This window comes from Ignatzschineria indica (assembly GCF_003121925.1).
Classification (GTDB): Bacteria; Pseudomonadota; Gammaproteobacteria; order Cardiobacteriales; family Wohlfahrtiimonadaceae; genus Ignatzschineria; species Ignatzschineria indica.
The window spans coordinates 1,321,924-1,335,263 of sequence record NZ_QEWR01000002.1 but is presented as its reverse complement, the minus strand read 5'-3'; the positions used below and the strand labels follow the sequence as shown (position 1 = coordinate 1,335,263).

The window sequence follows — 13,340 nt, the reverse complement described above, 5'->3', positions numbered from 1 at the left end:
CATCGATTATTGAAATATGATCATTTTACTTCATTTATTGCTCTTCCTACAATGATTCTCAGTTCAAGATGTTATTAAAGAGAGAGAAGCTCCTACCGAGTTAATGCTTCTCGCTAAACCCTTCAAAACGATAATAGCAAAGAGGGTTCTATCAATGACATCTCTCTATCTAATAGATCTATTAGATCTTCTTCTATATCCCCGATCTATATTCCGATCTACATTATTTACCGCTACTCAATATCAGGAGAAGTCATGTCAGACGCATTTACCTTTAATATTAGACGAATTAACTTTGATGAGAATTATCAACCCGCCAATGAAACTCGTTTGACCACCAATTTTGCTAACTTAGCACGGGGTGAGAGTCGGCAAGAGAATTTACGTAATACTCTCAATATGATTAATAATCGCTTTAATAGTTTGGCAAATTGGGATAATCCTCACGGGAACCGCTATGCCGTTGAGATTGAGATTATCTCTGTAGATATCGATGTTGAGGGGAATGGGGATCAATTTCCGATGATTGAGGTCTTAGAAACGACCATTATCGATCATCAAACGGGAGAGAGAATCGAAGGAATTGTGGGCAATAACTTCTCCTCTTATGTTCGCGATTATGATTTTAGTGTTCTTCTCTTAAATCATAATCGTGATCGAACAGAGTTTTCTCTCCCTGATCAATTTGGTGAGTTACATGGCAAGCTCTTTCAATACTTTTTACAGTCTGATCTCTACCAACAAAATTTTAGTAAAGCCCCTGTGATCTGCCTGAGCGTTGCCGGTAGTAGAACTTATACTCGCACAGAGAATGAGCACCCTATTTTAGGTGTAGAGTATCAACAGGGAGAACGCTCCTTAACGGATCAATACTTTGCAAAGATGGGGTTAGAAGTTCGTTACTTTATGCCAAAGGGAAGTGTTGCACCATTGGCTTTCTACTTCTCTGGCGACTTACTTAATGATTATAGCAATCTGGAGCTTATTGGTACGATCAGTACGATGGAGACTTTCCAGAAGATCTATCGACCTGAGATCTATAATGGTAATGCCCCCGCAGGTGCAATTTATCAGCCAAGTTTAACTAATCAAGATTTTTCATCAACGCAGATTGTCTATGATCGCGAAGAGCGTAATCGTCTTGCTGTAGAGCAGGGCATCTTTACTGAAGCGCACTTTATTAAACCTTATCAACCAGTTTTGGATGCTTGGGCAGAAAAGATCGAGTTTAACGCTCAATAGAGTGTTAGAACGTTAAATAGATTATCAAAATAGAGAAGTAATAATAACAATACTAAAAATAATAATAAAAACAGAGAAGCAACAACATAAACAACCACATAAAAACAGCTATATAAAAACAACAGTGCAAAAAAAATAGGGATTATTAAAATGAAAAAATTGCTACCTACTTCAACCGCCGGCAGTCTACCTAAGCCTTCTTGGATTGCAGAGCCTGAACAACTTTGGTCCCCTTGGAAATTAGAGGGAGAGGCATTAGAGCAAGCAAAAAGAGATGCACTTCTACTCTCCTTAATTGAGCAGGAAGCAGCGGGTATTGATATTGTCAGCGATGGCGAACAGACACGACAACACTTTGTTACCACCTTTATTGAGCATCTTAGCGGTGTTGATTTTGAGAAGCGGGAGACTGTTCGTATTCGTGATCGCTATGATGCGAGTGTCCCCACCGTTTTTGATGCTGTATCGAGAGAGCACCCCGTCTTTGTCGAGGATGCTAAGTTCTTACGTCAACATACTCAAAAGCCGATCAAGTGGGCATTGCCAGGACCGATGACCATGATCGATACCCTCTATGATGATTACTATAAAAGTCGTGAAAAGCTTGCATGGGAGTTTGCTAAAATCCTCAATCAAGAGGCAAAAGAGCTTGAAGCTGCGGGAGTCGATATTATCCAATTTGATGAGCCGGCATTTAATGTCTTCTTTGATGAGGTCAATGATTGGGGTATTGCTACATTAGAACGAGCGATTGAAGGATTGAAGTGTGAAACAGCGGTTCATATCTGTTACGGCTATGGTATTAAAGCGAATACTGATTGGAAGAAGACACTCGGTTCAGAGTGGCGCCAATATGAGGAATCTTTCCCTAAATTACAACAATCGAAGATCGACATTATCTCATTGGAGTGTCAAAATTCCCATGTGCCGATGGATCTGATTGAACTTATTCGTGGCAAAAAAGTGATGGTCGGTGCAATTGATGTTGCGACAAATCAGATTGAGACTGCTGAAGAGGTGGCGGCTACATTGAGAAAGGCATTACAGTTTGTGGATGCCGATAAGCTCTATCCAAGTACCAATTGTGGCATGACTCCGCTCTCACGTACGGTAGCAAATGGCAAGTTGCGGGCGCTTAGTGCCGGGGCAGAGATCGTTCGAAGAGAGCTCTCTTAGTGAGAGATTATGAATATGAAATGGTAGCAAGAGATGCCTGAATCGTAGATTTTTGATTTGAGATTCAATAGCGAGGTTGAAGATCAAGGATCAAGGATTAAGGATTAAGAATCAAGCTTTAAGATTGAAGCTCAAGAGTAAGGTTCAAGTGTAGAGGAGAGGAAGATGGCTTTGGTGATCTTTCTCTCCTCTTAATTTTTTCCTTGGGAAAATATTGACAACATTGTTGTCAAGACTTACTATTTAGCCTATTGTTTTAATTCTTTCTAAAAGAGAGATCATGACTGAAAATCACCCAATTGAACAGAAACAACTCTTTGTTTCGATGTTCCAAGAGATATTTACCCTTTTATCAAAACTGCACCGGATCAGTGAAGATCTATTGATTGCGGCAGAGAGTGATATTACCCACTCTTGCTGGACCATCTTATCGATCATTCATTGTGAGCCGGAGCCTTTAACCGTGCCACAGATTGCACAACTTCGCTCTACCTCCCGTCAAGCGGTACAGCGACAGATCTGCCTACTACTAGAGAATGGTTATATTGAGGCGGTGGAGAATCCGCAGAACAAGCGCTCTCCACTCTATAAAGTGACCGCTGTGGGAGCCGCTTACTATCAAGATGTTAGAGCAAAGGTTTATGGGCAATGGCTTGCAGATGTGGCAAAGATTGTTGGGGTAGAGCAAGCGGAACAATTTTTAGCATCGATTCGGATGCTCGATGAAGCACTTAATATTGTGAGTGCGAAGAAAAATCAGCAGAATTAAGAGAATCAAAAGTTGAGTAATGGAGAAGAAGCCTAATTAGATAGGACCATATATTACTTCTTAAATTATTAATATGGCATAGATGAGAGATAAGATGAGAAAGCGAAATCATTTTCAATATATTCGAAATATTGCGGGAAGTATCGGGCTTGCTCTATTAGTTGCGGCATGCGCAGAAGAGCATCAAGCCGGTCCAGTGATGATGACACCGCAAGCAGTCGTTCAAGAGGTTGAACGGAAAAATATTACCGTTGAGGCAGAATTGCCGGGAAGAACGGAAGCTTCAGTCATTGCAGAGGTTCGTCCTCAGGTGGGGGGCATTATTCTTTCTGTTAATTTTACGGAAGGAAGCTTTGTCAATGAGGGGGATCAACTCTATCAGATCGATCCTGCCACTTATAAAGCAAGCCTATTACAGGCAGAAGCAACGTTAGAGCGTGCTAAAGCGAATCAAAACGCGGCGCGTCTTAAAGCCGATCGCTTAAATGCATTGAAGAAGTCAAAAGCGGTGAGCCAACAAGATGTAGATGATGCCAACGCGGCATTGATGCAGGCTAATGCAGAAGTTTTAGGGGCTGAAGCACAAGTGACTAATGCGAAGATCAATCTCGATTATACCCAGATGGAAGCACCTATCTCGGGGCAAATTGGTCGAACAAACTTTACGCAAGGGGCGCTCGTTTCTCCAGGTCAGGTCAATGAGATGGCTGTTATTCAGGTACTCAATCCGATGAAGGTTAATATTACCTACTCTTCTGCTGAGTATGCTGCCGTACGTAAAAAGATTATGAATGGAGTCTATACCCCTACAAAGGTAGAAAATCTTGAAACCGGTGAGTGGGAAGATGGTCATTTGGTCCGTATCTATCTCGAAGATGGTTCACTCTATGATGAGGTCGGTTATATCAAGTTCTCCGATCTGACTGTTGACCCGACAACAGGATCGATCTTCCTTCAGGCCCAATTTGAGAATGATGGTAGTCTCCTCCCCGGAATGTTTGTTCGTACGGTTGTTCAGCAAGGGATCGAAGAGGGGGCGTTAGTGGTCTCGCAAAAGGCCGTTACTCAAGGTCCTGGTGGCGTGAGTACCGTAGTTGTGATCGATCAAGAAAATATCGCTCATATCCGTCCGGTCGAGATCTCTCGTTCTTATGAGCAAGATTGGGTAATTGCCAATGGCTTAAAAGAAGGAGAGCGAGTTGTTGTTAAAGGATTACAATCGGTGCAATCTGCGATTCAACGTAGCGGTGGGCAGCCGGTAAAGGTTGAGATAATTCCAGATGATAATACGATTCAGTAAGATCTTTTGATCCACTGATTTACCTTAAATTATCATCACACAATAAAGGATTAGATAATTGTTATGGCACGATTTTTTATAGACCGACCAATATTTGCGTGGGTGCTTGCGATCTTAACGATGTTTATCGGCCTCTTAGTGGTACGAAACATGGCTGTATCGCAATATCCCCCTATTGCACCGCCTCAAATCAGTATTTCTGGGGTCTATCCAGGTGCAAGTGCACAGACGGTTGAAGAGAGCGTTACACAGGTTATTGAACAGAGTATTAGTGGCTTAGATGGCTATCGCTATATGAACTCCTCAAGTTCAAGCTCTGGAACTTTCCAAATCACTGTGACCTTTAACCAAGGGGTTGATCCAGATTTAGCACAAGTTCAGGTTCAAAATAAGATTCAACAATCATTGAGCAAACTGCCACAAGCGGTACAGCAACAGGGGGTGACCATTGCGAAGACCAGTGGCTCATTCCTCTTAGTTGTTGGCTTCTATTCGCCTGACGGATCGATGTCTTCCGGAGATATTGGTGATTATATCTCCTCAACACTTGAAGATCAGATGAGCCGAATTGGGGGCGTGGGTGAGATTCAATTTTTCGGTTCAAGTTATGCGATGAATATCTGGCTCGATCCCATAAAGCTCTATAAATATAATATGACGCCAACAGATGTTGTCGCCGCGATTAAAGAGCAAAACTCTCAGGCAACATTAGGGGCATTAGGTGCGATGCCGGCGGTGAAGGATCAGCTGATTAGTTATACCGTCACCTCGCAGTCATTACTGCAGAGTCCAGAAGAGTTTAAAGCGATTCAATTACGAGTGAATGAAGATGGAAGTGAAGTACTCCTTTCAGATGTTGCGCGTGTTGAGTTATCGCCTGAATCAGAAGCAGTTGCCGTAAAATATAATAACACTCCAGCTGCGGGGCTTGCTGTGAGTCTTGCATCGGGAGCAAACGCGCTTGATACGGCAACGGCGGTGAAGAGTTATTTAGAGAAGATCTCAGTAGATTTCCCATCTGGTTTAGCTTACACCTTCCCTTATGACACAACGCCCTTTGTTGAATATTCAGTTGCTAGTGTGGAAGAGACATTGATCGATGCTATTATCCTGGTATTTATTGTTGTCTTCTTCTTCCTGAAAAATATTCGGGCAACGATTATTCCGATGTTAGCGATTCCCTATGTTTTAGCGGGAACAATGTTGATTCTGGATCTATTGGGATTCAATCTCAATACTTTAACGCTCTTTGCGCTGGTATTAGCGATTGGTCTATTGGTTGATGATGCGATTGTTGTTGTAGAGAATGTGGAACGTATCATGGAGGAGGAGAAGGTATCTCCCCTTGAGGCGACTCGTCGCTCGATGGATCAGATCACAGGCGCCTTGATCGGAATTGGGGTCGTTCTCTCAGCGGTATTTGTACCGATGGCCTTCTTAGGGGGCGCAACAGGGGTTATCTATCGTCAATTCTCGGTCACAATTATTACAGCCATGTTGCTCTCTGTGATTGTCGCTATTATCTTTACTCCGGCGATGTGCGCCACATTATTAAGAGATCATAAAGAGCATCATGTTCCTAAAACGGCATTCGGGCGCTTCTTACAGAAGCTCTTTGCACCTTTCAATAAGGTGATTGGATTAGCCGTTAAATATTTCAATATCGGCTTTGATAAGGTGAGTGATACTTATACTAAGACGATTGCGAAAGTCTTGAAACATCCGTTGATTTTTGTCCTTCTTCTTATTGTCGGTTTAGGGGCAATTGGACATCAATTTATGAAGTTGCCAAAGAGCTTCTTGCCAGATGAGGACCAAGGGATCTTAATTGGGATGACCATTAACCCTAATGGAACTTCACTCAATCAGACAGAGATCCCACTTCAAGAGATTGCTGATTACCTGATTAATGAAGAGAAAAAGACGGTCGAATCGGTGATGACTGTTGCTGGCTTTAGCTTCTCAGGACAGGGAAGTGAGCAGGGGATGTTCTTTGTTAAGCTTCGCCCTTGGGAGGATCGTAAATCTGCATATGAATCGATTCCAGCACTCATGGATCGCTTACAGAAATACTTTATCAATATTCCAGAAGCGCAGATCTTTGTCTTTAGTCCGCCACCGATTATTGAGTTAGGGACGGCAACGGGTGTAAGTTTCCAACTTCAAGATACGATTGGATTAGGGCACGACACCTTGATGAACTCTGTGATGAAGTTTATCGGTTTAGCTGCGACATCTCCTGATCTTGATATCGCTACTTTGCGTCCCGGTGGACAGTTTGATACGGCGCAATATCATGTCGATATTGATCGAGAAAAGGCACAAGCATTACAGGTATCGGTTGGAGATATCAATACTGCACTCTCAATTGCTTGGGGAGGAATGTATGTGAATGACTTTATCGATCGTGGTCGTGTGAAACATGTTCAGGTGAAAGCAGATGCGCCTTATCGTATGATGCCGGATGATTTTAATAGCTGGTATGTTCGTAATGCGAAGGGTGAAATGGTGCCATTTAGTGCATTTGCAAAGGGGCGTTGGTCTTATGGTCCACCACAACTTAACCGTTTTGATGGGTTCTCCTCATTCCCGCTCTCAATCAATGCTGCACCAGGTAAGAGTACCGGGGAAGCGATGGATGCGATTGAGATATTAGTCAGAGAACATCTACCACAAGGGATCAATGTTGCTTGGACTGATACTTCCTATGAGGAGCAAGAGGCCGGAAACTCTCAGGTGATGTTGTTGTTAGTCTCGGTCTTTGTTATCTTCCTTAGCTTAGCGGCGCTCTACGAGTCATGGAAGGTACCGATCTCTGTACTCTTAACAATTCCTGTAGGTGTTGTGGGTGCAGTGATTACCGCAAGACTCCTCGGAATAGAAAATGATGTCTACTTCCAGGTGGGATTATTAACAACAATCGGCTTGACCTCGAAGAATGCGATTTTGATTGTTGAGTTTGCGCGCGATCTTGTTCGCGAAGGGATGTCAACGATTGATGCTACTATTCGAGCCTCGCAAGAGCGACTTCGCCCTATTGTGATGACTTCTCTCGCTTTTGGACTTGGTGTGATGCCGTTAGCCTTATCAACAGGTGCCGGTGCCGGCGCACAAAATGTTGTCGGTCGCATCGTTGTTGGTGGAATGATTGGAGGAACGCTACTCGTTCTACTCTATACACCGGTCTTCTATATTCTCCTCAATCGGGATAAGAAGAAGCGCGATGAAGCTGGAGATAAGCCATCAGAGCAAACTAAAGAGGTGGATGCTCCTGCGCAATAGGCAGAAATAAGTAGCTCAAAATAACTATTAGAAAGGCTAGAGGATTGATAGATCTTCTGGCCTTTCTCTTTTTTATTGGGTTCTGCTCGTGAACTCGGTAATTCATAAGTTTCTGTCACAAGTTTCTGTTTGTTGATGTTGAAAAAAGAGGGTAACAAAAAAGGAGCCATGATTCTGTCAGGCTCCCTCTCTTTATTGCTTTTCTTCGACTTTTTATCCGAATTTTTAATTGACGATTACTAGTCGACTCTTAATCAGACCTTAATCGATTTTACGATAAGCAATCGCTTCAATTTCAACTAATGCACCCATCGGTAATGCACCCACTTCAAAGCAGGAGCGTGCTGGTGCATTCTCAGTGCCGAAAAATTCAGTGTAGACTTCATTAAAATCGGCAAAGTCATTGATATCATCAAGATAACAGGTCACTTTTAAGACGGTGCTAAAATCCGCATCCGCAGCTTCTAAGATTGCTTTGAGGTTTTGAAGGGCTTGTGCTGCTTGCTCTTTAATTCCCCCTTCTGGAAACTTCATCGTTTCAGGGTTAAGTGGAAGCTGCCCTGATGTGAAAACAAGATTCTCAAAGACATTACCTTGTGAATAAGGACCGACTGCCGCTGGGGCATGAGCTGTGCTAATAATTTTCTTCATACTGTTCAATTTTGATTTTATAAACTTCTATAGATATAACTGGAAAATTCCGGTAAAGGAGTATGATGTTATCAGTTTTATGGGCAACATCATAATATTTTGCCTCCTCAATCGGGGTGATGATAGGCTTTAAAAGCGTGAAGAGAGGAGAAACGTTTGTGATAACATCTTCTTTTAGCCTCTCTTTTTCTCTCTATTATCCCTGATCAGTTCCTTATTTAAAATCTCAAAAGAGACGAGATTAAATTCCAAGACAGATATTGGTTGCACGCATCGTCTCAATCAATGGATGATCAACAGGAATGAGGCGTGGATTGCCGGCAACCTCTTCGAGGGGAACCGCAACAAGTTGACGGCCTTGATCTGCGACCATAACGCCGAAGCGCCCCTCTTTGACAAGTTCAATCGCTTTGGTGCCACATTGAGTTGCAAAGATCCGATCTGCAGCTGTAGGAGCACCACCACGGCTGACATAACCTAATGTTGTTAAGCGCGACTGCATTCCTGTTAGTTCAGGAATACTATCGACCAATTTGATCGCTTCGGCATGTTTTTTCGGCGTTAAACCTAGACGATGATTCTCTTGAGAGATCGCTCCTTCAGCGACAACCAATAGTGCTGACCGGCGATTTTTAATATTTTTTCGCGTATATTCTACAATCGCTTCTAAAGAGTAGGGAATCTCAGGAATCAGGCAGATATCGGCAGAGCCGGCTAAAGCCGCACCTGCAGCTAACCACCCGGCATCTCGTCCCATCACTTCCAAAATCATAAGACGATGGTGGGAGTCGGCCGTAGTTCTTAATCGATCTAATGCCATAACAGAGACGTGAACCGCAGTATCATATCCGAATGTTACATCGGTATGGGCGATATCATTATCGATCGTTTTGGGGAGAGTGACGACAGGAACGCCGGCGGCATGGAGATAGGAGGCAAATCGTTGAGTTCCATCGCCACCTAAGCAGATGAGTGCATCGAGTTCTAATGCCTTAAAGCTTTCGACACAGGCCGCAACGGCGTCTTCTGTATTTTGTGCTTTGCCACCTCCGCGACCAGTACCGAGAATTGTTCCACCAGTTCCGGCAATATCGTAGACATCAGCGAAGGTTAGCTCACTATGAGCCATCTCAGCAAGGCCGAGAAACCCATCATGAATTCCGGTCACTTTCCAACCCTCTTTGAGAGCAGAGAGGGTAATTCCGCGTAATGCTGCATTTAATCCTTGGCAATCTCCGCCGGCAGTTAAAATTCCAATATGTTTTTGACTCATCTATTTTCTCTCCTTGAAGGCATCGATGGTATGAACTATGAGGGGTAATCGCTAAAAGTGAAACCTAACTCACCTATAGATCTTCTTCATCATGCCAGATTTTATCAATTGTGATAGTGGCATTGATCTTAAGGGGGGTATCTTCAATCTCTTCCAATCTTACAACAGCAAAAGCCTGATGACCTTGATGATAGACAACTGTTCCTGCCTCTTTACCGCTTTGATTTGTAATAAGAGCATTGCATGTTAGATCCTTCATCTCTTCTGCGGTGATAAGGGCTAAGCGTCTTTTATGCTTTCCTAAATATTGCATTCTAGCAACGATCTCTTGTCCGGTATAGCAACCCTTTTTAAAACTAATTGCCCCTAGAAGATCTAGACTTAACATCTGAGGAACATATGCCTCACTATTTTCTGTCGTAATCCAAGGAATAGCGAGACCTTCAGGAAGCTGTGCTAGCTCTTCTGCCGTGGGGGATTCTAGCTGTAATGTGACTTTTGAACGAAAGATAAAGATTTTTAGATGCTTTTCGATCGTTTCCGCTAGATCGTTAGGCAGAAAAAGATGAAATGTTTCATCATCGATCTTAATCATCCAAAAGAGGGTCATGACGCGCCCTTGACGATTACAGATTGCCGCTAACCCTTGATTCTCTTTTTCAGGATAGAGTGAGGTTAAGTGATTAACATCTGCTGTAATTTGGCCTTGTAGAAAAGTAGCGGCATCTTTGCCGGTAACGGTAAGTCGACTAAGTTGAATTGACATATAAAATTCTCCCGATGTTGAATATTGAGATCTATGAGTAGTTTAGTTTTATGGTTGTATCGTTTTCTGTTTTTGTTGTTTTGTAATTGAATTGTTGAATTGTTGAATTGTTGAATTGTTGGATCATTTGAAAGGAAGTGAGATCTAATAGTTATGTATCAGTTCGATATCGGTATGATCAGTGAAATCAACGAAGCTGATGAAGACGATAAAACTTGTAGTGATCGACCTTCTCAAGTGATATCTACTCTAGTAACCGCAGATAACGTAGCGTATAAGATTTAGTCTCGTACCAGATATCTCATTTCGATAATCACTTCAGGTCTCTCCTTCTCTCTCTCTTGATGCCTTACTCTATTGTAGCGCAATTGTGCGAAATAATTTTTCTCTCAATCTTATTTTGAAAGTTGAGGGAAGTTTGTATAATCGCTTCTTTATTCTCTCCTTATGATAGACTAAAAAGAGCAATATACCTATGTTTTGCCCATGTCAATGCGAATGCTTAATAGACTCTTTAATGGAGATTCGTTTGGTGAAATGGGTGCATGAATAAGCGACTTATTAAAATTAGAACCGGGAGGTCAATATGAGTTATCAAGTAGTGGGGTATCCATTCTGCCCCTTTGTGCAGAGAGTTCTCATTGCATTGAATGAGAAAGCGGTTGATTTTGAGTCGATCTGGCTCGATCCTCATGCTGAATTACCAGAGTGGTTTAAAGAGTGGTCTCCTTTAGGGAAGGTGCCTGTCATGAAAGTGACAACGGGAGAGGTACTTTTTGAGTCGATGGCGATTGTAGAATATATCGAAGAGCTACATAAAGTCCCTTCTATCTATGCTAAATTGCCGGCAAAAAGAGCGATTCAGCGTGCTTGGGCAGGGGTTGCCGGTGAGCTATATGGCCCACAATATATGAGCATGGGCGCCAAAAGCCATGAGGAAGTTGAGAAGCACTTTGCTACGATGAGAGGAACTTTAGCTGTTCTTGAGGAGCGTTGTGGACGTAACTACTTCATTGGGGAGACAATGACCGCTGTTGATATTGTATTAGCACCGATGTTTATCCGCTTTGATGCGTTGACCTCAATTGGTGTTGAGAATATTTTGGCTGATTTCCCAAAACTGGAAGCTTTAAGCAATAAGCTCTTAACACATCATGCGGTTCTACAGATTATCGCTGGCGATTGGACAGAGAGATTTATAGAGATTCAAAAAGGGCGTGGTGGAATTCTTTTCCAAAATATCGATGGGTGATGATCTAATCAATAATTAATGGGTGAGAATAATTGGTGAGAATCAATTAGTGGTCGTCAATGAGTTGTCATCAATGAGTTGTCATCAATGAAGGGGCTTCCATATCTGGTTAGATGCAAGATTGAATGCGTAATCATTCGATTAAACAGAGCTCTTAAATTGGATAATCAATAGCCCTTAGGGGATCAGGACTTGGTCACTGTTAGAAGTAGTAGTACAATTTCACTGCCCAATCATCATCAGATTGAGAGAGATTAGCAGATATCTTCATAGGAAGAGGCTAATCTCTTTTTCCATATAATGGGCAGGTGTTACCAATAATAAGATAATTTTTAGTAGAACCAATGCCGTACGATCCTGTTTTGAGATGTTCTGAAAGCTTTAACAAAATCGTGATCGTATTGAGTGATTGAGAGGAAATATATGAGACCGTTAATCGCTTACTTTTCTAATGCAGCATTAGAGAATAATATCGAGATCTTAAAGGGAAAATCGCCCCAGAGCCAACATTGTGCTGTTTTGAAAGCCGATGCATATGGACATCGGGTGGAGAATATGTTGCCGATTGTTAATCGAATGGTGGATTATATTGCTGTTGCGATGCGAGAAGAGGCTGATGATATCCGACAAAAGGGAGGGACACTTCCGATCTTGTTATTAGAAGGGGTCTTCGCGAAAGAGGAGTATCAACGAGCCAGTGAAGCTAATTATCTTGTAGCGATAGGTAATGAGAAGCAACTTCAGATGTTAGAGGCGTCGAATCTTGCTACGCCCATCGGTATCTTTGTGAAGATTGATACAGGGATGCATCGATTAGGGTTTACACCAGAAGAAGCATTCTCTGTTGTTGCGCGTTTACAGAAACTCTCTTCGGTTGCATCTATTACCTTAATGACCCATTTTGCAACTTCAGATGAAGAAAACTCACCACTCTTTCCAAAACAGATTGAGCGAATGGCGCAATTAGATCCATTAGGACTTCCTCAATCATTAGCCAATTCAGCCGCTATTTTACAAGCACCAGCAACACATCAATCGATTGTGCGGATGGGGATCTCACTCTATGGTATTTCTCCTATTGATGGAAAAGTGGGGGCTGATTTTGGACTTCGGCCTCTCTTAACGCTTCGTTCAAAAGTGATTCATACGACGGAGATTGAAGCCGGTGAGAGTGTAGGTTATGGTGCTAAATTTATCGCAACAGAGAGAATGCCGATAGGTGTTGTTGCCTGTGGGTATGCCGATTGTTATCCTCGGGAAATTAGTGAGGAGGCTTATGTTTTAGTGGGTGAACATCGCGCTAAAATTGTTGGTCGACCCGCTATGGATATGATGATGATCGATCTACGTTCCGTTCCTCAAAATGCATGGGATCAATCGGTAGAGATCTTTGGTGAGAGATTGCCGATCGAAAAAGTAGCCGCTTGGGCAGGAACGATTCCGTATACTATTTTGACCCATTTAGCGAAAAGAGTGCACTTTACAACAGAAATAGATAAGGGCGTAGATAAGGATTGGTAGCGATAGTGCCACTAGTTGTATAAAAAATCATTTCTGAGAAATTCCTCTATTATCAATTTTCTATCTAGAATTATAAGAAGTTAATTTTTCCCGCAGGGAATAGATAAT

At 42.4% G+C, this 13,340-nt stretch carries 10 protein-coding genes; 7 read left to right on the top strand and 3 right to left on the bottom strand.

What is annotated here, in order from left to right; all coding sequences use genetic code 11:
* Nucleotides 1-255 precede the first annotated feature (255 nt).
* From DC082_RS05895 to DC082_RS05875, 5 genes are all read left to right on the top strand, one after another.
* Nucleotides 256-1,242: a DUF1852 domain-containing protein gene (locus DC082_RS05895; RefSeq protein ID WP_109236123.1), complete on the top strand. Its 987-nt coding sequence runs from the start codon at nt 256-258 to the stop codon at nt 1,240-1,242.
* Nucleotides 1,243-1,392: 150 nt separating this feature from the next.
* On the top strand, nt 1,393-2,418 hold the full coding sequence (locus tag DC082_RS05890) for a methionine synthase (protein WP_109236122.1): 1,026 nt from the start codon (nt 1,393-1,395) through the stop codon (nt 2,416-2,418).
* A gap of 280 nt (nt 2,419-2,698) precedes the next feature.
* Nucleotides 2,699-3,187, top strand: a complete 489-nt coding sequence (locus tag DC082_RS05885) for a MarR family winged helix-turn-helix transcriptional regulator (protein WP_109236121.1) — start codon at nt 2,699-2,701, stop codon at nt 3,185-3,187.
* Nucleotides 3,188-3,281: 94 nt separating this feature from the next.
* The gene (locus DC082_RS05880; RefSeq protein ID WP_109236120.1) at nt 3,282-4,487 is read left to right on the top strand and encodes an efflux RND transporter periplasmic adaptor subunit; all 1,206 of its coding nucleotides are present in this window, start codon (nt 3,282-3,284) and stop codon (nt 4,485-4,487) included.
* Between the two features lie 63 nt (nt 4,488-4,550).
* Nucleotides 4,551-7,769 carry an efflux RND transporter permease subunit gene (locus tag DC082_RS05875; RefSeq protein ID WP_109236119.1) on the top strand — a complete coding sequence of 1,073 codons (3,219 nt, stop codon included), beginning with the start codon at nt 4,551-4,553 and terminating at the stop codon, nt 7,767-7,769.
* A gap of 261 nt (nt 7,770-8,030) precedes the next feature.
* Here the strand turns inward: DC082_RS05875 and DC082_RS05870 are convergent, their stop codons facing one another.
* From DC082_RS05870 to ygfZ, 3 genes are all read right to left on the bottom strand, one after another.
* A complete protein-coding gene (locus tag DC082_RS05870; protein WP_094566605.1) occupies nt 8,031-8,420 on the bottom strand; it encodes a RidA family protein in 390 nt (129 codons plus the stop codon).
* 241 nt (nt 8,421-8,661) lie between these two features.
* Nucleotides 8,662-9,693: a 6-phosphofructokinase gene (locus DC082_RS05865; protein ID WP_109236118.1), complete on the bottom strand. Its 1,032-nt coding sequence runs from the start codon at nt 9,691-9,693 to the stop codon at nt 8,662-8,664.
* 73 nt (nt 9,694-9,766) lie between these two features.
* Nucleotides 9,767-10,459, bottom strand: coding sequence for a CAF17-like 4Fe-4S cluster assembly/insertion protein YgfZ (ygfZ, locus tag DC082_RS05860; protein WP_109236117.1), 693 nt, complete (start codon nt 10,457-10,459; stop codon nt 9,767-9,769).
* A gap of 586 nt (nt 10,460-11,045) precedes the next feature.
* Here ygfZ and DC082_RS05855 point away from each other — a divergent pair.
* Together DC082_RS05855 and alr are read left to right on the top strand one after the other, a co-directional pair.
* Nucleotides 11,046-11,711, top strand: coding sequence for a glutathione S-transferase family protein (locus DC082_RS05855; RefSeq protein ID WP_109236116.1), 666 nt, complete (start codon nt 11,046-11,048; stop codon nt 11,709-11,711).
* Nucleotides 11,712-12,134: 423 nt separating this feature from the next.
* Nucleotides 12,135-13,232, top strand: coding sequence for an alanine racemase (alr, locus tag DC082_RS05850; protein WP_109236115.1), 1,098 nt, complete (start codon nt 12,135-12,137; stop codon nt 13,230-13,232).
* Nucleotides 13,233-13,340 lie beyond the last annotated feature (108 nt).

What these genes read in the sequence shown, in the direction of transcription:
- DC082_RS05895 (WP_109236123.1), top strand. Translation starts at nt 256, where the DNA reads ATGTCAGACGCATTTACCTTTAATATTAGACGAATTAACTTTGATGAG.
- DC082_RS05890 (WP_109236122.1), top strand. Translation starts at nt 1,393, where the DNA reads ATGAAAAAATTGCTACCTACTTCAACCGCCGGCAGTCTACCTAAGCCT.
- DC082_RS05885 (WP_109236121.1), top strand. Translation starts at nt 2,699, where the DNA reads ATGACTGAAAATCACCCAATTGAACAGAAACAACTCTTTGTTTCGATG.
- DC082_RS05880 (WP_109236120.1), top strand. Translation starts at nt 3,282, where the DNA reads ATGAGAAAGCGAAATCATTTTCAATATATTCGAAATATTGCGGGAAGT.
- DC082_RS05875 (WP_109236119.1), top strand. Translation starts at nt 4,551, where the DNA reads ATGGCACGATTTTTTATAGACCGACCAATATTTGCGTGGGTGCTTGCG.
- DC082_RS05870 (WP_094566605.1), bottom strand. Translation starts at nt 8,420, where the DNA reads ATGAAGAAAATTATTAGCACAGCTCATGCCCCAGCGGCAGTCGGTCCT.
- DC082_RS05865 (WP_109236118.1), bottom strand. Translation starts at nt 9,693, where the DNA reads ATGAGTCAAAAACATATTGGAATTTTAACTGCCGGCGGAGATTGCCAA.
- ygfZ (WP_109236117.1), bottom strand. Translation starts at nt 10,459, where the DNA reads ATGTCAATTCAACTTAGTCGACTTACCGTTACCGGCAAAGATGCCGCT.
- DC082_RS05855 (WP_109236116.1), top strand. Translation starts at nt 11,046, where the DNA reads ATGAGTTATCAAGTAGTGGGGTATCCATTCTGCCCCTTTGTGCAGAGA.
- alr (WP_109236115.1), top strand. Translation starts at nt 12,135, where the DNA reads ATGAGACCGTTAATCGCTTACTTTTCTAATGCAGCATTAGAGAATAAT.